General features: G+C 44.2%; 15 protein-coding genes and 1 pseudogene. 2 read left to right on the top strand and 14 right to left on the bottom strand.

The features are described 5' to 3' along the window. Positions 1-67 precede the first annotated feature (67 nt). Positions 68-322, bottom strand: a complete 255-nt coding sequence (locus tag BACINT_RS19395) for a type B 50S ribosomal protein L31 (RefSeq protein WP_007212861.1) — start codon at positions 320-322, stop codon at positions 68-70. A gap of 259 nt (positions 323-581) precedes the next feature. Between BACINT_RS19395 and BACINT_RS19390 the strand changes: the two genes are divergently transcribed. Together BACINT_RS19390 and BACINT_RS19385 are read left to right on the top strand one after the other, a co-directional pair. Then, positions 582-1,589 (top strand): endonuclease/exonuclease/phosphatase family protein, encoded by a 1,008-nt coding sequence (locus BACINT_RS19390; RefSeq protein ID WP_007666286.1) that lies wholly within the window; start codon positions 582-584, stop codon positions 1,587-1,589. A 281-nt stretch (positions 1,590-1,870) separates the two neighbouring features. Continuing rightward, a complete protein-coding gene (locus BACINT_RS19385) occupies positions 1,871-2,875 on the top strand; it encodes a class II fructose-bisphosphate aldolase (protein ID WP_007212863.1) in 1,005 nt (334 codons plus the stop codon). 131 nt (positions 2,876-3,006) lie between these two features. On the opposite strand, the pseudogene BACINT_RS19380 reads toward BACINT_RS19385, so the two are convergent. From BACINT_RS19380 to BACINT_RS19320, 13 genes and pseudogenes are all read right to left on the bottom strand, one after another. Beyond that, positions 3,007-3,576, bottom strand: a pseudogene (locus BACINT_RS19380) (YdeI/OmpD-associated family protein). Between the two features lie 285 nt (positions 3,577-3,861). Beyond that, positions 3,862-5,457 (bottom strand): MFS transporter, encoded by a 1,596-nt coding sequence (locus BACINT_RS19375; RefSeq protein WP_007666283.1) that lies wholly within the window; start codon positions 5,455-5,457, stop codon positions 3,862-3,864. Between the two features lie 12 nt (positions 5,458-5,469). Next, positions 5,470-6,537 carry an HlyD family secretion protein gene (locus BACINT_RS19370; RefSeq protein ID WP_007666282.1) on the bottom strand — a complete coding sequence of 356 codons (1,068 nt, stop codon included), beginning with the start codon at positions 6,535-6,537 and terminating at the stop codon, positions 5,470-5,472. A 38-nt stretch (positions 6,538-6,575) separates the two neighbouring features. Then, positions 6,576-7,253: a TolC family protein gene (locus BACINT_RS19365; RefSeq protein ID WP_007666281.1), complete on the bottom strand. Its 678-nt coding sequence runs from the start codon at positions 7,251-7,253 to the stop codon at positions 6,576-6,578. After that, entirely contained in the window at positions 7,231-7,671 is a 441-nt protein-coding gene (locus tag BACINT_RS19360) for a MarR family winged helix-turn-helix transcriptional regulator (RefSeq protein WP_007666278.1), read from the bottom strand. The genes BACINT_RS19365 and BACINT_RS19360 overlap by 23 nt, the downstream gene beginning before the upstream one ends. A gap of 181 nt (positions 7,672-7,852) precedes the next feature. Continuing rightward, positions 7,853-9,703: a glycoside hydrolase family 13 protein gene (locus BACINT_RS19355; protein WP_007666272.1), complete on the bottom strand. Its 1,851-nt coding sequence runs from the start codon at positions 9,701-9,703 to the stop codon at positions 7,853-7,855. 111 nt (positions 9,704-9,814) lie between these two features. Further along, positions 9,815-11,182 (bottom strand): tetratricopeptide repeat protein, encoded by a 1,368-nt coding sequence (locus tag BACINT_RS19350; protein WP_021967662.1) that lies wholly within the window; start codon positions 11,180-11,182, stop codon positions 9,815-9,817. A 184-nt stretch (positions 11,183-11,366) separates the two neighbouring features. After that, positions 11,367-12,527, bottom strand: coding sequence for a sodium ion-translocating decarboxylase subunit beta (locus tag BACINT_RS19345; RefSeq protein ID WP_007666269.1), 1,161 nt, complete (start codon positions 12,525-12,527; stop codon positions 11,367-11,369). A 1-nt stretch (position 12,528) separates the two neighbouring features. After that, on the bottom strand, positions 12,529-12,954 hold the full coding sequence (locus tag BACINT_RS19340) for a biotin/lipoyl-containing protein (protein WP_007666267.1): 426 nt from the start codon (positions 12,952-12,954) through the stop codon (positions 12,529-12,531). Between the two features lie 22 nt (positions 12,955-12,976). After that, a complete protein-coding gene (locus BACINT_RS19335) occupies positions 12,977-13,909 on the bottom strand; it encodes an OadG family transporter subunit (RefSeq protein WP_007666265.1) in 933 nt (310 codons plus the stop codon). A gap of 32 nt (positions 13,910-13,941) precedes the next feature. After that, a complete protein-coding gene (locus tag BACINT_RS19330; RefSeq protein ID WP_007666264.1) occupies positions 13,942-15,495 on the bottom strand; it encodes an acyl-CoA carboxylase subunit beta in 1,554 nt (517 codons plus the stop codon). Positions 15,496-15,609: 114 nt separating this feature from the next. Further along, positions 15,610-16,020: a methylmalonyl-CoA epimerase gene (gene mce, locus BACINT_RS19325; protein WP_007212904.1), complete on the bottom strand. Its 411-nt coding sequence runs from the start codon at positions 16,018-16,020 to the stop codon at positions 15,610-15,612. 144 nt (positions 16,021-16,164) lie between these two features. Next, positions 16,165-18,576, bottom strand: coding sequence for a TonB-dependent receptor (locus BACINT_RS19320; RefSeq protein ID WP_007666261.1), 2,412 nt, complete (start codon positions 18,574-18,576; stop codon positions 16,165-16,167).

Below are 18,576 nucleotides of genomic sequence, written 5' to 3'. Positions count from 1 at the left end.
ATGTACGTATATAAAAAAGGGAGACTTTTTTCAAAATCTCCCTTTTTTTTGCTTTCATGAAGCAGAATTATTTCTTTTTACGGTCACCGTAGCGGCTCATGAACTTATCAACGCGACCAGCTGTATCCACCAATGTAGATTTACCAGTATAGAACGGGTGAGAAGTGTTAGAGATTTCCATCTTTACTAACGGATAAGTTTCACCTTCAAACTCGATGGTTTCTTTCGTATTTACGGTTGAACGAGACAAGAACATGTCACCATTAGACATATCTTTGAATACTACCGGACGGTAATTTTCAGGATGAATACCTTTTTTCATTTCAATATTTGTTTTTTTAATTATTATATTCGGTTACTATTTTGGTAATAAATAGTGTAATGGTCTTATTTTTCAGAGCGCAAAGATAGTGCAAGTCGCAGATAATACAAAATAAATTCAGATTTATTTTTGCTTAAGGTGCAGTCTACCTTTGTTTAAAGGCAGTGCATTTCTCTGAATTAGAAAAAAGTTCCCTCAAAAAATAGGTTTATCGCTTTTTATTTCAGATTTTTGCATGGTATTTTAATTTATATTCAGCATGAAGAAGCTACTTTTCTTAATTTCCCTATGGCTCTGCGTCACTACAGCAGATGCCCAGCAGAACGAGCGGGATCTGTATAGTGTTGCGTTTTATAATCTTGAGAACCTGTTTGATACGATTCATGATGCAGGTAAGAACGACCTTGAATTTTTGCCTTCCGGCAGTTATGTATGGACGGCTGAGAAGTATGAGGCCAAGTTGAAGAACCTTGCCAAAGTCCTGAGTGAAGTGTCGCGCGATCGCGTACCGGGAGGACCCGCCGTTATCGGTGTAGCCGAAGCTGAAAACAACCGGGTACTGACAGATTTGGTAAGCCAGCCGGCTATATCCAACTATAAATTCGTGCATTACGAAGGTCCGGATAAACGGGGCATTGATTGCGCTTTGCTTTATGATCCGGAACAATTCACTGTTACCAATTCCAAACTGGTGCTTTCCACTCCTTTTGAGGGAGACACTGTGCACCTGACGCGTGGCTTCCTTATTGTAGACGGACAGATGGCAGGCGAACGCGTTTGTTTCATCGTCAATCACTGGCCTTCCCGTGGAGCTAAGTCTCCGGTGCGTGTACATGCAGCCAAGCAGGTACGGGCATTGGCAGATTCCCTGATGCGTACGGACAAGAAACTGAAGCTGATAGTCATGGGGGATATGAATGACGATCCCATGGACGAAAGCATGGTGACACTGGGTGCACGCAAGTATGCGAAGCAGGTGAAAAAAGGCGAATTCTATAATCCCTGGTGGGAAACCCTTGAAGATAAAGGTGTGGGAACATTGCTCTATCGTGGCAAGTGGAACTTGTTCGACCAGATTGTGGTCTCTCGTCCTTTGCTGAAAGCCAAGAAAGGTTTGAAGTACGATCATAATGAAGTCTTTATCCGTGAATACCTTTTTCAGCAGGATGGCAAGTACAAAGGCTCTCCCTTGCGCACGCACGGCGGACGTGTTTGGTTGAATGGCTACAGCGACCATTTACCCACTATCATTTATTTGAAAAAGTAATATATAATAATGTGTAAACGAAGACCGGGAAGCTAAACTTGCTTTCCGTTTTTTTTGTTATCTATATAAAGGTATGCAGAAGAGGCTGATGAAGGCTACAGATGAAAAGAGTTTGTAACATAGAGATTACAATATTCTGTTAAAATCATCCAATAGCTTTAAAATGGAATTGTTTCAATGGGGATAATACGATAATTTATTCCCAACCTGTTCTTCCATTTAAAGGATAATGCTTACTTTTGCGTAGAATTTTTATTCACTAACAATAAACTTTAAACAAAATGATTAATTACAAAGATTTAGGGCTCGTAAACACAAGAGAAATGTTTGCGAAAGCTATTAAAGGTGGATATGCTATCCCGGCTTTCAACTTTAATAATATGGAACAGTTGCAGGCTATTGTAAAGGCTGCTGTTGAAACCAAATCTCCGGTAATCCTCCAAGTATCTAAAGGTGCCCGTCAATATGCTAACCAGACATTGTTGCGTTACATGGCAGAAGGTGCTGTAGAATATGCAAAGGAACTGGGTTGCAAACACCCTGAAATCGTTCTTCACCTCGACCACGGAGATACATTCGAAACTTGCAAGTCTTGTATCGATATGGGTTTCTCTTCAGTTATGATCGACGGTTCTCACCTACCTTACGAAGAAAACGTTGCTTTGACGAAGAAGGTAGTTGACTACGCTCATCAATTTGATGTAACTGTAGAAGGCGAACTTGGTGTATTGGCTGGTGTAGAAGACGAAGTTTCTGCTGAACATCATACTTATACTGACCCTGAAGAAGTAATCGACTTTGCTACTCGCACAGGTTGTGACTCTTTGGCTATTTCTATCGGTACTTCTCACGGTGCATACAAGTTCAAACCCGAACAATGCCACGTAGATCCGAAGACTGGTCGTTTGGTACCTCCTCCTTTGGCATTCGAAGTATTGGACGCTGTAATGGAGAAACTTCCGGGATTCCCCATCGTATTGCACGGATCTTCTTCAGTTCCTCAGGAAGAAGTTGAAACTATCAACAAGTTTGGTGGCAAGCTGGAAGCTGCTATCGGTATTCCTGAAGAAGAACTGCGTAAGGCTGCTAAGTCTGCAGTTTGCAAGATCAACATCGACTCAGACTCTCGTCTGGCTATGACTGCTGCTATCCGTAAGGTATTCGCAGAAAAACCGGCTGAGTTTGACCCGCGTAAGTATCTTGGCCCGGCTCGTGACAACATGGAAAAGATGTACATGCATAAGATCATCAACGTGCTTGGTTCAGACGGTAAATTGGCTGAATAATCCACGGAATTTTAGACTGAATAGAAGGCTGCTCTTGAAAAAGGGCAGCCTTTTCTATGTCAGAAAGGTGAAGTCAAGTGTTTCGGCCCTCATTTTAAATCGTTTTTCTATTTATGATGCTAATCTTTTGATTAATAGTATTTTTCAATTCCGCCAAATCCTATAATCGTTTTGTTTTCTTTTGTTTTGCTAATGAAGTTATTTAACCGCTTCTCAAATTCTTCAGGACGTTTTCTTGCGGCTTCGATGTACGCTATTCGGATTCGTTTATATGCTTCGGAAAATGGCTGATAGTTTTTCCATACCGTTTCATCTTCTTTCAATTTATCAATTATATCATTGGGAAAAATGAAAGGCTCAGATAAAATGCTTCGCGTTTTATCTTCAAATTTTGGGTGTATCATTTTATTTTCCAATAGTCATTTAAGTCTTTCTTTGTTGGCTTGTGAGTAAGTACTTTTAGGATTTCTGGGTGTGAAACGCTGAATTTTATGATCTTTGTCAAGTGGTTTTGTTGTGCTGTCAATCCAATCGAAGCAAAGGGCTTCTTCAACAGCATCATTGTATAAAATACCTTTTTTACCTGATGACTTATAGGGAAATACAAACCATATTTCACAGGAGGTTTCAAAGTTGTCCATTAACCACTTTCTCCAATCTTCTCGATTTTCAAAATACTTTATTTTATTTTCTGTAGTCATAACAGGTATTCAAATTGATTATTTTATAGCTTTACTTTCGTGATAATGAAGCATTTTGTTAATTTACTTTTTGCCTCAGCAATTTCTGTATGTAGCGCAATTACTATTCTCTACGATAGTAATATGCAGGCTTCGATAGTTTAACGGTTTATTACAGCTGCCAAAAATACTAAATCTTTGAGAAAGGTCTCCAATTATCTCTTAAAACCTTTACCCTGATTCGATTGAACTTAGCCAAAGGCTTGATATAAATCTTAATTTATGCTTATGAGGCCACTATAATCTTTATACCATATCGTCTCCCGTCTTCACCACAGCCACTTTCAGAGTCTTATGGAAAGGGATGAAAGCGGAAACCACTGCGATAACCAATGCGGCAATCAGCAGATAGCCGATTACAGTCTTGATGCCCAGTAGCAGACTCTGTTGCTGAAGCGTGGAATAAAAGTTATTGGCGGCTAACTGGCTGGCTTCATCGTATCCATGTCCCTGCGCCAAGGCACTGTTCATGGCTTGCGCATAGCGGGAGGAAGCCAGTGGATTAGTGAGCGTCATGTGTTCGGAAAGGGTATTCATCCCCTTAATTTGTAAGTAATAGAGCAGGTTACTGAAAAACGAAGCGGATATTGCCGGAGCCAGTACAGAGCGAAGGGATATCAGAAAGAAAGCGTTAGACAGCATGAGCTTAGGGTCCAAATCTTCTACTACATATACACCGAAGGCTATGAAAAGAGTCATCATCCCCAGTCCGCGGAGGAAAACAGGAAAGTAAAGCATTTCGTAAGTGGAGTAGGGCGTGATGCCGAAGTAGAGGATGACCAGATAGATGACGTAGCAGAACATTCCTCCGGAAATGAGATAGCGGAACCGCCATCGCTGCCATCTGAACCACCAGAAACATATAATGGCTCCCACAATGAATCCCGGTATAAGCACCAGGCTGAGCGAATTGGCATGCACGCTGTCTACGCGGATAATGCTGTTCAGGTAATTGGTAATCAGGGAACTGCTGGCACTGAAAAACATGACCAGTACCATGAAAGTGTATCCGATGATGGATTTATGGTGATGGAGTGGTTTCAGACTGACGTATGGCTTCTCCTGTGTCCGTTGCCGGTGGATAAAAAGGTAAATCAGTATGGGGATGGCAATCGTATAAATCCGTATTTTGGGAGAGGAGAACCAATCTAATGTCTTTCCGTAGGTAAATATGTAAATGCTGAAAAGCAATGTAGCGGCTATGATAAACATGCTTCTTCCGTCGATTTCTTTGTAAGGGATGCGCATGGGGCGCTTGGCATACCGGAAAAACAACAGGATAAAGATAATGGCAATCAGCATCAGGAGGATTGTAAAGTAATACATGTATTGCCACTGATAGTAATAGGCCAATTGTGATGTCAGCGCCATGGATATTTGTCCGCCGGAGAATACGATGGGGTAGAAGTAGGCGTAGAACTCGCTACGCACATTCTTCGGACTAAAGAACGGGCGTACCTGAATAATAAACTCTAACATGATGAAGGCTTTCAGGAAGCCGATGAAGAAGCTGCATATAATGGTGATGTCCATATTGCCAACCTGGGCGCAGACGTAGCTGAGAAAGATTTGCAGGATCAGATCGGTAAGCAGCATCGTCTTAGGAGTGGCAATCGCACGAATCTTAGGAATGATGGGATAAGCTACCGCCATACCTGCCGCTGCCGCATAATACCCCATTGTGATGTCTTCGCTGAGTATTCCGAGGGTACTGCTGACTTCCAGCATGCTTCCCGTATAGGTTCCGTTGAGCATAATGATAGGGAACATCAGCACGAACATAGTGACAATACCCAGCCATTGCGGTACCCAGGGACGGAGTGGAAGGTTCAGTTTTACCATCAGCGGACTTCCTTATTTTCTCAGTGCTTCGGTTTCTACCATCATGCCTGCGCGGAGGCTTTTCATCTCTTCGGGGCTGGCGTCGTCCAGCTCGATGCGAACGGGAATGCGTTGCTGTACTTTGACGAAGTTGCCGGCGGAGTTATCAGTCGGAACCAGGGCGTACTTGGAACCGGTTGCTTCGGATATGGCGGTAACTGTGCCGTGAAAGATATGCCCGCGGAAAGCATCGACCTTGATGCGTACTTTCTGCCCGATGTAGATGTGGGAAATCTGCGTTTCTTTGTAGTTGGCGGTGATCCATTTGTCGTTGCCCCGTATAAGATAGGAGATGGTTTGCCCAGCTTGTACGAATTGTCCCGGTTCGAGGGTACGGTGCCCCATATATCCATCGTAAGGAGCGGTGACTATCGTATAAGAGAGATTCAATTTTGCCATATCCAGATCTGCTTCTTTGCGGAGGATATTCGCCTTGATGCCAGTGGATTTCTTGCTTGTTTCGGAGTATTGGGATTTTGCCGCTTCCTTTTGTTGCAGCAGGGCCTGATAGCGTGCTTTCGTTGCTTCGTAGGCGGTTTTTACCTGTTCATACTGTTGCTGGCTGACGGATTCTTCGGCAAGCAGGTTGGCATAGCGGCGATAGTCCTGTTCCTGCTGCCAGAGCTTGGCCTTGGTTTCTGCAATGTTGGCTTCCTGAATGGCTACATTTACTTGCGAGGTCTGAATGCCGGAGCTTAATACGTCTTTTGCACCTTTCGCATCCATCAGGGCAGCTTCCGCATCCTTTACTTTGATGAGATATTCCCGGTTGTCAAGAATGAGAAGGGTGTCTCCGGCATGTACAGGTTGGTGCTCCGTGAAGCGGACTTCCTTGATATAACCCGAAGCGCGGATATTGAGCGGAGCTATATACTGGTCTACTACGGCATCATTGGTGATTTCGTAATGAACGTATTTCCAGAAGTAATTGATCGTCCATGAAATTCCCGCTAGTGCAAGGAGGATACATACCGTATTGAGGGTGATATTCCTTATTCTTAATCTCTTCAGTTGCTTATGTTTCTTTTGTAATTCGGACATAGACTACAATTGTAAATTAATAATTAAAAAATGAAGCATTAAAGCATGCCACAGGTTCGCTGTAATTCATAGTAAGTGTAAATGGCCTGCGTACGGGCAACGGTCAGTTGCAGTTCACTGCGGATTTCATCATTGCGGGTGACTATGCCTTCTTTTTTCATCCGGCGGATATCTTTCAGTCGGTGTTCGGACTCTTCGATGTTGCGTGCCAGCACTTCCCGCTGCTTGTAGTAACTGAAAAGCGTCATGTACTGTTGCAGCAGTATCAGCTTGATTTCGGCTTCGTTGTCGGCACTGTTCAGGGCGGCTATTTGCTTTTTAAGTTCGGCCTGATGTATTTTGGCTTGTATTTTTCCTCCCTGGTAGAGGGGTTGCGTCAGGTTGATGTTATAGTTTTGTGACCAGTCCGGCGTTTCGGGGCGCACGGGATGTGAAAGTCCCCGCTGAAAGATGACGGGCTGGCCTATGATTCCGGCGCTGGCACCTACTTGGATATCTGGCAATCGGTCTGTGTATGCAGACTTCTTTTGGTCGTTATAAATAACCTCTTGTAGTTTGCTCTTTTTAAGTTGAAGACTGTTTTCTGTGCCCAGACGGAAAAGTTCGTCTACGGATAATAGATGCGCATTCTCCTGAGCGGTTAGCCACAGCGGAGCTACAGCAAGTATGTGAATGAGCAAGAGGCGAAGAAAATTAGAACTGGTTGAATATCTCATAGAGTGTCTCTAGTTGATTGGAACATGCGTTTAGGTTCTCTATTCCCATCAGTTGGCCCGTCTGGGTATAAAAATCCTTGATGAGAGGGCGTACACGGTCGGATATCTCTTCTCCTGCGGGAGTGAGGTACACAAGTCGGTTACGGCGATCGTTGGGGTCTTCCTGGCGCATGATCCAGCCTTTCTTTTCGAGGTTTGCCATCAGATTAGTCATGCAGGCTTTGTCTTTGGCTGTCTTTTCGGCTAATGCCTGCTGGCTGATTCCTTGCTCCTGCCACAGGGAACTCAGTACTTGTAACATTTCAAAGGTGATATCTATGTTATTGCGTTTCAATACGCGTTGCAGAGCTTGGCGGAATGCCATGCGGGTCTTCAGTATTTGTAAGATTAGCCCTCGGGATGAATTGTAATTCTCCATTGCTACGTTGCTTTTTATTTTTCGGGTGCAAAGGTAGAGCTTTTTATCGAAATTAGTCAAATGTTTGACTAATATTTGTGAGGGGAGATTTGGAAGAAAGATTAGAGAATATACTTTTATGAATAAAGAAAGGGCATAGAAAGCTAATTTCTATACCCTTCTGTTATAATTGAAATACGATTTATAATTCGATAACCAATGATTCTCTTGGTCCCATTGTCAGTGATTCACCGAATGTAACTGTCTTTCCGCTGAGAATATCTTTTCCTTGTTTGGAATCTTTCAATATTTCTTTGTAGAATTTCAAAGGAACAGTAGTTTCGGCATCTGTACCATTCAACATTACGAATACGGTTTTACCTTCGTGCTGGCGGGCATAGGCATAAACACCATTCTGTACCATGAATTGCACCATGTTACCTTTGGCAATAACATCGTTTCCTTTACGCCAGTTCAATAAGGTCTTGTAGAAGTTATAACACTCGTTCTGTATCTTGCTGCGTCCTGCGGCTGTCAGTGCAGTTTCTGTATCGCCAGTCCATCCACCGGGGAAGTCCTTACGAACGTATCCGTCACTCTTGCTCTTCACACCGTTCATCATGATTTCCGTACCATAGTAGAGTTGCGGAATACGGCGGGTGGTAAGTAGCAGGGTAGAAGCTTGTTTCAGCATTGGCAGATTGTTGCCTTCACCCAGGAAGCGGTCGGTATCATGGTTTTCGATAAATGCCAGTACGGAAGCCGGGTTGGGGTAGAGGAAGTCGTATACGAAGTTATTGTATACGCGATCCAGACCTTTGAACCATGTTTCGGTCTGCTCGTTCTTGGCAGTGTTGATTTTATCGAAGAAGCTAAAGTCCATAACGGTTTTCAGGTTGCTGTTCTTCGGGGCAGAGAGTTTGGAATCCATTTGCCACCAGGCTGTATAAGCCGGTTCGGTAACCCAGGTTTCGCCTACGGTGTTGTAGTTGGGGTATTCTTCGTTCAGCTCTTTCATCCAGTTGCTCATGGCGTCATAGTCGGCATACGGATAAGTGTCCATGCGGATACCGTCGATATTGGCGTACTCAATCCACCAGAAGCTGTTCTGTACAAGGTAGCGATATACGTGCGGATTCTTTTGGTTAAGGTCCGGCATAGCGGTAACAAACCAACCGTCGTTCATCTGATCGAAATCGTATTGTGAAGTATAAGGATCAACGTGCGGAGTCAGTTTGAAAGAAGTCTGCACGAAGTTCTTTTCATGATCGGGATTGTTGAACCAGTCTTTAGATGGCATATCTTTAATCCATGGATGCTCTACACCGCAGTGGTTGAAGATCATATCCATTACAATCTTGATACCGCGGTCGTGGCATTTGGATATCAGTTGCTGATACTCTTCATTGGTACCGAAACGTGGATCAACTTTATAGTAATCGGTAGTAGCATAGCCGTGGTACGAACCACCAGTCATATTGTTTTCCAGTACCGGAGTGAACCAAAGGGCAGTTACACCCAGGTCGGAGAAGTAATCCAGATTTTGCTCAATACCTGCAAGGTCACCACCATGGCGGGCGTTTGGATCATTGCGGTCTACTTTGTATTCGGCCATGCCGGGGATTTGGTCATTGTCCGGGTTGCCGTTTGCGAAACGGTCGGGCATCAACAGGTAGAGGGCGTCGGAAGCATCAAAACCTGTATGTTCACAGCTTTTCTTGCCGCGTGCTTTCAGTTCATACTCTTTGACGATTTTCTTTTTGCCTTGTGCAAAAGTGAGAGCTACTTTACCGGGTTTCACATCTTTCTCCAGTCTCAGGTAGACAATCAGGTAGTTCGGGCTTTCCAGCTTGACAGTGCTGCTCAAAGAAACGCCGGGATAGTTGACAGTAACGGAAGAGTTACCGATGTCTTCACCGTAGACCATAAGTTGGAGTTCGGGATTTCGCATTCCAGCGTACCAAAACGGAGGGTCGATTTTGTTTACGTTCATAGCTGCATAAGTACTAAGGGAAAGTAAAAACGTTCCCAGGATAAGGAATAATTTTTTCATGATATTAGCTTTTCGTTATTATATCCGTATTTTGGTGCTAATATAAGCAAATAGCGGAGAAAGCTGCCGCTACTCCGCTATTATATACTTTATAATGTTATGCAAACGTTTTCACTTCTTTACTGTGTCTCTGGAAGTTTCTGTCTTTTTCGTATTTGTTGGTACTGCCATCACTTTCCCCTGAAAGAAGTCATCCACTTTCTTTTTCTCGCGAAGATCTTTCAGCCAAGTTTCGGCCGCACCATAATAAGTACTTAATCCTAATATTACATTTCCTTTATCATCTGTTTCGGGTTGCTCACTGCTGTTTTTGGGACGCGTTTTAAGGAAAGCCTCCAGACAACGTTCTGTATTCTTTTTATCTTTCAACTGATATTGGTAAACATATGCCATGTCATACAAGAGCTTATGATTTTCTATATCATATTTATCATATCTGTCTTGCATCGTTTTGATTTGCTCTTTAGGCATTAGTGCCATTTTATAGCAGTCTGTGAGGCCGACATAGAGGCGTACCATAGCGCTATCGGGTGGGGTAGCATATGCCACAGCTTCTTCCAGATATGCAACTCCTTGATCCTTCCATGACGTTTTGGAACAGGAACGTCCTAAATAATATAGCAGATTCACATTACGCTTATCATATTGGCGAGCTACTTCCAGTATATCATGTGCTTCATAAAACTTTTCTACTGCATAATAACTGACTCCTAAATAATAACAGGTGGTAAATGTACTGTCCCCTAGGCTTAGTAACTGTTCGTATCTCTGTATTGCGGTCTGATAATCTTTCATCAGGCAGTATGCCAATGCATTTTGTTGGTTTACAACAACGTTTGTACTGTCTATTTGGCGGTATTTTTCGGTAGCTTCGATAGCATAATTATAAAATGCTCCTTCGATGTGTAGTCTTGCTGCTTTGGCAGCAGCCAGAAAATCGTTGGGATATTTCTCCTGTATGTTTTCATAGCATCCTAATGCTGCTAAAATGTCATCTACCCCTTCAAAACTTTGAGCTTGTAGGTGTAACGCAACAGCCGAGCTATCTGTTTCTGTAAGTAGACTGCTCTCTCCCAATGCTTCATCGAATTTCCGCTGATTCAGTAATAGAGTAATGTATTGAATACGGGCATATTTATTATCCGGATTCAGGTCCACTGCCTTTTGGTAATATTTCAATGCTTGTTTGTTTTTTAATAATGACTTGCAGCACTCTGCTGCTTCAATATAAGCTCGTGGATTCAGAGAATCTTGCAATATGACTTCCTCGTATACTTGAAGTGCTTCCCTGTTATTACCAAGACTTTTTAGAGCCTTCCCTTTTTGATAGAGTAAGGGAATAGTCGGCGTTTCCTTATCTATAAGCGTCAATGCCGTCTCATAATCATAGTTTGCCATTGCTTCCTGAATAGGGTTGGTATTTTGTGCCATCAGCAATGAGGAGGCACTGAAAAAGAGTAGAATAAAGAGTTTCCGCATAGTCTTTTTATCTTTAAAGTATTGCTTAATTGGCTGCAAGTTACTAAAAAGATTTACTTTACGAAATATTCGTAGTTTCTTTTAGATAGATTAACGAATAAAAATAGCGCCCCTTCAGACGAAGGAGCGCTAAAATATAGCGGATGTTTTGAATGGTAAAGATACCATTCAACGCACTTGTCTTTTACATCAAGAATCCCAGCAAGATACCGGCAGCCACTGCTGAACCGATTACACCTGCAACGTTCGGACCCATGGCGTGCATCAGCAGGTAGTTTGTAGGATCATATTCCAGACCTACTACCTGAGAGATACGTGCCGAATCAGGTACGGCAGATACACCTGCATTACCGATCAACGGATTAATCTTATTATCCTTCTTCAGGAAGAGGTTGAATATCTTCACGAAGATGACACCTGAAGCGGTAGCAATCACGAATGATAATGCACCCAGACCGAAGATCTTGATAGAGTCAAGCGTCAGGAATTCAGAAGCCTGAGTAGAAGCACCTACTGTCAAACCTAATAAGATAGTGATTGTATCAATCAGCGGACCACGTGCCGTTTCAGCTAAACGACGGGTTACACCACTTTCTTTCAACAGGTTACCGAAGAACAGCATACCCAACAAAGGCAGACCGGACGGAACGAGGAAACAAGTCAGCAACAAACCGATAATCGGGAAGATTACTTTCTCCGTGTGAGAAACTACGCGCGGTGGTTTCATACGGATCAGACGTTCGTGCTTGTTAGTCAACAGGCGCATGATAGGCGGCTGGATTACCGGTACCAACGCCATGTACGAATAGGCTGATACCGCAATCGCACCCATCAGGTTAGGAGCCAGCTTGGATGAAAGGAAGATAGCCGTCGGACCGTCAGCACCACCGATGATACCGATTGCACCGGCTTGCATAGGATCGAAACCTATTTCCAAAGCAATCATGTAAGCACCAAAGATACCAAACTGAGCAGCAGCACCAATCAGTAACAATTTAGGATTGGATATCAGAGACGAGAAGTCCGTCATAGCACCGATGCCCAAGAAGATGAGTGGCGGATACCAACCGGAGGTTACTCCTTGGTACAGGATGTTGAGCACAGAACCTTCCTCATAGATGCCGACTTTCAATCCGGCTTCCATGTTAAAGGGGATATTACCGATCAGCATACCGAATCCGATGGGAATCAGCAGCATCGGCTCAAATTCCTTGGCTACTGCCAAGTATATGAAGAACAAACCTATCAGGATCATAGTGACATGACCTGCCGTTGCATTGGCAAAGCCCGTGTACGTCCAGAAGTCGGCAAGGTTGTTTCCTAAAAATGTGATAAATTCTCCCATATTATTCAATAATTACAAGGTCATTACCTTCGAGAACGGAATCTCCTTTACTTACGTTGATTGCAGTGATTTTACCGTCTTTGTCGGCATTGATATTGTTCTCCATCTTCATAGCCTCAAGGATAATAATCGTTTGTCCTTTCTTCACTGTATCACCTACATTGACTTTGATGTCGAGGATAACACCGGGAAGCGGAGATTTTACACCTGATTTGCCTGTAGAAGGAGCAGCCGGTTTCACTACCGGGGTCGGAGCAGGAGCCGGAGTGGTAGGACGGGTTACCGGTTTAACAACCACTTTAGGTGCCTTTTCCATTTCTACCTTGTAGGGGGTACCGTTCACTTCTACATGAGCGATATTTTCATTGATATCTCCAATGGTAACTTTATATGTATTACCGTTGATTTTATATTTATATTCTTTCATCGTTTTATCAATTTATAGGTGGTTACTTTTTCAGAGGAGTTTCACGTAATGTGTAAATCTTCGAACTCCATGGTGAATAGCTGCGTTTTACACGGGTGATAGTAAGAACGGTGTCTTCCACATCGTGTACATCGCTTTGCATCTCGTGCATGGCCATGGCAATGGCAGCAAATATCTCTCCCGGAGCTTCGCCCAGTTTCTTTTCTTTGGCTTCCTGCTTGTCAGTAATACCTTTAGCCTTCATTGCATTACGCTTGCTAAGGCTTACAGATGCTTTGCCAACAATCTTGAAAGCAATGAAAAGCAGGATCAAACCGCAAAATACTACACTCATGGCAGAAATAGACATACCGATACCATTGCTGTCATGCTCTTCGAATTTCTCCATCTTGGCATTGCTGTCGATGGTTTTGTTGTTAGTACTCGGAGTTACGTATTTCTCTGCACTACCGTCTTTAACTTCCCATTGAGAAGCAGCATCGCTTACACGTCCGTAAGATTGATTGGTCTTCAATACTCCGGCAGGGATAGTAACTTGATCAATCAAATTACGGCCAGAATCAAATAAGCCGATCCAGTTCTCTTTTTCTGGGTCCAATGTGAAGTTTGTATGGAATGTACCACGTCTTGGTTCTCCATCTGCCCAGAATAATGAGTGCTGACGTGGTTTTACCAATGTCAATACATCACCTTTGGGGATGAAGTAAGTAGTAGTGTCACCGGGTTGGCTGCTTGCCCTTAATAAGCATGCTGCGAGGTCGGCACTACCATACGATCTATTGAATATTTCAATCCATGCGCTGTGCAAACCGTAGTCGTCCTGATAATTACCTTCGTTGGTAATCAGTACTTCATTCAGCAGCAGCTTATTGTTCGATCTTTTCTCTCCGCAGGAAGAGCATACACCTAACACCAGCAGCAAGGTAAAGAATATTCCGATTTTTGTTTTGTTCATAATCGTTCTTGTTTTTAGTGTTAAAAGCCTGATTACAAAGGAATATTACCATGCTTCTTAGCCGGATTAGTCAATTTCTTAGTCTGCAACTGTTGCAAGGCGCGGATAATGCGGAAACGTGTGTTACGCGGTTCAATCACATCATCGATGTAACCATACTTAGCTGCATTGTAAGGATTAGCAAACAACTTGGTGTATTCAGCTTCTTTTTCTGCCAGGAATTGAGCAGGATTTTCCTGTTCCTTAGCTTCGCGGGCATACAATACCTCAACGGCACCGGCACCACCCATTACAGCGATTTCAGCCGTAGGCCATGCGTAGTTCATGTCACCACGGAGTTGCTTACAGCTCATTACGATGTGTGAACCACCGTAAGACTTACGCAATGTTACTGTTACCTTAGGTACAGTAGCTTCACCGTAAGCATACAGCAACTTAGCACCATGCAGAATTACACCATTGTATTCCTGGCCTGTCCCCGGAAGGAATCCCGGAACGTCTACCAATGAAACGATAGGAATATTGAAAGCATCGCAGAAACGAACGAAGCGGCCACCCTTACGGGATGCGTTGCTGTCGAGCACACCTGCCAGATACTTCGGCTGGTTGGCAACGATACCTACGGACTGTCCGTTGAAACGCGCGAAACCGATAATGATATTCTTTGAGTAATCTTTCTGAACTTCGAGGAACTCACCGTTGTCAACGATAGCAGCAATTACTTCGTACATGTCGTACGGCTTGTTCGGGCTATCGGGGATGATTTCATTCAGAGAATCTTCCAGACGGTCGATAGGATCGGTGCAATCTACGTAAGGAGCTTCCTCCAGGTTGTTCTGAGGAATGTAGCTCAACAGTTTACGCAACAAAGCCAAACCTTCTTCTTCAGTCTTGGCAGTGAAGTGAGTTACACCTGATTTAGTAGAGTGAACACTTGCGCCACCCAGATTTTCCTGAGTTACGTCTTCACCCGTTACAGTCTTAACTACCTTCGGACCGGTAAGGAACATATAAGAAGTACCTTCCATCATCAACGTGAAGTCTGTCAGTGCAGGAGAGTAAACAGCACCACCGGCACAAGGACCGAAGATACCTGAAATCTGCGGGATAACACCTGATGCCAGGATATTGCGCTGGAAGATTTCAGCATAACCAGCCAAAGCGTTGATACCTTCCTGGATACGTGCACCACCCGAGTCGTTGATACCGATACAAGGAGCACCCATTTTCATAGCCTGATCCATAATTTTACAGATCTTCAGAGACATCGTTTCAGACAAAGAACCGGCAGAAACTGTAAAGTCCTGTGCGAACAGATAAACCAAACGACCATCGATAGTACCACAACCGGTCACAACACCATCACCGGGATAGTGTTTCTTTTCCATACCGAAGTTGGTACATCTGTGCTCTACAAACATATCCATTTCTTCGAAACTACCTTCGTCGAGAAGCATGGCTATGCGCTCACGAGCTGTATATTTACCTTTCTCATGCTGTTTGGCAATCGCTTTTTCACCACCACCCAGACGTGCAGCTGCGCGGCGATCTATAAGCTCTTTAATCTTTTCAAGTTGATTACTCATTTTATTAAATATAATGGGTTAATACTATTTTTTTATTGTGAATTATGAATTACAAATGACGAACTGCCTGTAAAATAAGTAATTCGTCATTCCTAAATTCGTAATTAATGCATATTATTCCGGCTTTTCGCAAAGTTCTGTCAATACGCCCAGTGTTGATTTCGGGTGTAAGAAAGCAATGTTCAGACCTTCAGCACCTTTGCGCGGAGCCTTGTCGATTAAGCGAACGCCTGCAGCTTCTACTTCAGCTAATGCGTTTGCTACACCGTCTTCAATAGCAAATGCCACGTGATGAACGCCTGCACCTTTGTTTTCGATGAACTTAGCAATAGTACTTTCGGGAGAGGTCGGTTCGAGTAGTTCGATTTTAGTGTCACCAACTTTCAGAAAAGCGGTTTTAACTTTCTGGTCTTCTACAGTTTCGATGTTGTAGCATTTCAGACCCAATACGTTCTCGTAATACGGCAGGGCTTCTTCAATGCTCTTTACGGCAATGCCCAGATGCTCAATGTGTGAAATCTTCATAACTATATTTATTAATGTTGGTATAATGTCTTAATTAAAGGCATAAAACAGCACAAAGAAAGAGATTTCTTGCTTAATAAAGAAATTTTTCGTCAATTAATTATTGGATATTTGAAGTTTAGAAAGTTTTTTTTAGACTTCTGTTCAGAAGTCGAGCAACAGTCGGACATTAATCTGACGGGATGTCAGGTAATTGGGTACTGCAAACTGGTTATTTCGGGTGTCTGTTACCCAATAATATGAGTTGACGTTGCTGATATTTAGCAAATTGAAAATATCAACTCCCAACCAAAGGCTGCGGATGCCGCGCTTATTTTCGCGTTCGCTACGGTCGATGATACAGCGGGACATACCTATATCCACACGTCGGTAAGGGGATGTACGGAATACGGCAGCCTCGCGTCCGCTATGTGGAGGACCGAAGGGAAGACCTCCTGCAAGTGTACCTTTCAGGTTCATTTTCCATTTGCGGCTACCGGGAAAATAGTCTGTAAAATAGAGCGAAAGACGGTAGCGCTGGTCGGTAGGGCGGGGGAGCCATTGTCCGTTTATTTTTTCTTCAGTTTTCATCAAGGAGAAGCTCAGCCAGGAATCTGTTCCGGGAACAAATTCACCGAATAGTTTCATGTCGATACCAGTGGCGTAACCTTTGGAAAGGTTGCGTCCGTAATAACTGATCCGTACATTATCTATATTGTAAGGGATGAGATTGCCCAACGCTTTGTAATACACTTCCATGGAGAAGCGGAACGGGCGCTCCATGGCACGGAAATTATAGTCGCCGCCTGTAACGAAGTGCAGGGAGCGCTGCGAACGGATGTCACGGTTCAGGGATACGGTAGCTATCCCGTCAACTTGGGTAGTATCCCGGAATTCTTTATAAAACGGTGCCTGGTAATAGACTCCGGCGGCTACTCTCAGGGTGAATTTCTCATTGAATGCCGGAATCAGAGTCAGGGACGCACGCGGGCTGAAGATGAATTCTTTGTTCCAGTTCCAGTAACTGCCTCGTATGCCGGCGGTCAGGGTGAATAGTCCGGCGGTGGAGCGGAAGCGGTATGTATCTTGCAGGTAAAATCCGTATCGTTTGCTGTCCGTTTCATTGCGTGAGCGGAGGGTGTAGAATAGTTTCGGTCCTTCGGAAGTCTGTGGCATGGAGTATCCGGCAGAGTCGCGCATTTCCCATTCGCGCATCCGGTCTTTGATGCGCTCCCGTTTGAACTCCGCACCCCATTGCAGGGAGTGGCTTTTCAGTCGGTGGCGGCCTGTGATGGAATAACTTTGCACTTCTGCGGTAAGGTGATTGCGGGCATGTTCCATGTAAGTTCCCACACCGATGGTTTCGGAAGTTTCCTCTTCGTTGGTAGTGCCGTCTACTTGCGTTCCACTGTCCAGGGAGTTCAGCCAGTATTGCCCGGTGATGTCGTACGTTTCCTGTTCTTTCGTGTGGAAGGCAGAGACTTGCAGGGTCAGGCTGTTTTGTTCGTTCAGCCGGTAGGTGGCGTAGGCGGTTCCGAACAGGGTGCGGAATAAATCTTTCTCCTGTCCTTCAAAATAAACTTTAAACTCACGTACATTGCTGAGAGTACCGAAGCGGGTGTAGCGGTCTTCCGGCTGGAAGTTATAGCGGTTTTCTGAAATATTGCCGATGACGCCTATTTCCCAACGCTTCGAAGGTGTCCAGTCCAGATAAGTTTGATAGTCGATATAACGTGGGTCGTATTCTCCTTTTGTATCCAGCGTGCCAAGCAAATATTGGTTGGTTTTATAACGGACGCCGTTTGTCCAGGTTAGCTTTTTGGTGGCAATTCCTACGTATGCCGAAGCTCCCAACAGGCTGACGGAGGCACTTCCTTCCAATCGTTCAGGTTTCTTGTAAGTGATGTCCAGCACGGATGACATCTTGTCCCCGTACTTGGCCTCATAGCCTCCCGTGGAGAAGCCGACGGATTGCACCATATCGGGATTGATGAAACTCAATCCTTCCTGTTGCCCGGAACGGATCAGCAAGGGGCGGTATATTTCAATGCCATTGACGTACACCATGTTCTCGTCGAAACTACCGCCGCGCACGTTGTATTGCGAACTGAGTTCGTTGTTGCTACTCACTCCGGCCTGTGTGGCTATCACGGCTTCTATGCTTCCGCCCGAAGCGTCGGGGGCGAGGCGGTTTTGTTTGGTTTCTATCTGTTGGATGGTTCCGGTTTGCCGACGGCGCTCTGTTACGCTCACTTCGCCCAATTCAAAATTCATCGGGGGCAAGGTTATGTTCAGACTGATATTTCCCTGCGGACGTACTAACTTTCGTTTCCGAGTCTGGTATCCCAGCATGGAGAAGATGACCGTTACACTGTCCCGGCTTTCGAATTTCAGCGAATATCTCCCTTTCAGGTTGCTGACTGTGCTTATAGCTGTCCCTTCCAATCGTATTGTTGCCAATTCAATCGGATTACCATTTTCATCCGTAACCGTTCCGCCTATCTTGACCGCTTTCTGGGCAAGGGCGGGAGTGGAGAATAGTATTATAAGAGATGTCAGTAACCAAAAATGTCTCAT

It is taken from the genome of Bacteroides intestinalis DSM 17393, assembly GCF_000172175.1.
In the GTDB taxonomy this organism is placed as follows: Bacteria; Bacteroidota; Bacteroidia; order Bacteroidales; family Bacteroidaceae; genus Bacteroides; species Bacteroides intestinalis.
Note: the sequence above shows the minus strand (reverse complement) of the source record. Positions and strands in the feature narration are given on the sequence as shown.

What these genes read in the sequence shown, in the direction of transcription:
- BACINT_RS19395 (WP_007212861.1), bottom strand. Translation starts at nt 322, where the DNA reads ATGAAAAAAGGTATTCATCCTGAAAATTACCGTCCGGTAGTATTCAAA.
- BACINT_RS19390 (WP_007666286.1), top strand. Translation starts at nt 582, where the DNA reads ATGAAGAAGCTACTTTTCTTAATTTCCCTATGGCTCTGCGTCACTACA.
- BACINT_RS19385 (WP_007212863.1), top strand. Translation starts at nt 1,871, where the DNA reads ATGATTAATTACAAAGATTTAGGGCTCGTAAACACAAGAGAAATGTTT.
- BACINT_RS19375 (WP_007666283.1), bottom strand. Translation starts at nt 5,457, where the DNA reads ATGGTAAAACTGAACCTTCCACTCCGTCCCTGGGTACCGCAATGGCTG.
- BACINT_RS19370 (WP_007666282.1), bottom strand. Translation starts at nt 6,537, where the DNA reads ATGTCCGAATTACAAAAGAAACATAAGCAACTGAAGAGATTAAGAATA.
- BACINT_RS19365 (WP_007666281.1), bottom strand. Translation starts at nt 7,253, where the DNA reads ATGAGATATTCAACCAGTTCTAATTTTCTTCGCCTCTTGCTCATTCAC.
- BACINT_RS19360 (WP_007666278.1), bottom strand. Translation starts at nt 7,671, where the DNA reads ATGGAGAATTACAATTCATCCCGAGGGCTAATCTTACAAATACTGAAG.
- BACINT_RS19355 (WP_007666272.1), bottom strand. Translation starts at nt 9,703, where the DNA reads ATGAAAAAATTATTCCTTATCCTGGGAACGTTTTTACTTTCCCTTAGT.
- BACINT_RS19350 (WP_021967662.1), bottom strand. Translation starts at nt 11,182, where the DNA reads ATGCGGAAACTCTTTATTCTACTCTTTTTCAGTGCCTCCTCATTGCTG.
- BACINT_RS19345 (WP_007666269.1), bottom strand. Translation starts at nt 12,527, where the DNA reads ATGGGAGAATTTATCACATTTTTAGGAAACAACCTTGCCGACTTCTGG.
- BACINT_RS19340 (WP_007666267.1), bottom strand. Translation starts at nt 12,954, where the DNA reads ATGAAAGAATATAAATATAAAATCAACGGTAATACATATAAAGTTACC.
- BACINT_RS19335 (WP_007666265.1), bottom strand. Translation starts at nt 13,909, where the DNA reads ATGAACAAAACAAAAATCGGAATATTCTTTACCTTGCTGCTGGTGTTA.
- BACINT_RS19330 (WP_007666264.1), bottom strand. Translation starts at nt 15,495, where the DNA reads ATGAGTAATCAACTTGAAAAGATTAAAGAGCTTATAGATCGCCGCGCA.
- mce (WP_007212904.1), bottom strand. Translation starts at nt 16,020, where the DNA reads ATGAAGATTTCACACATTGAGCATCTGGGCATTGCCGTAAAGAGCATT.
- BACINT_RS19320 (WP_007666261.1), bottom strand. Translation starts at nt 18,576, where the DNA reads ATGAGACATTTTTGGTTACTGACATCTCTTATAATACTATTCTCCACT.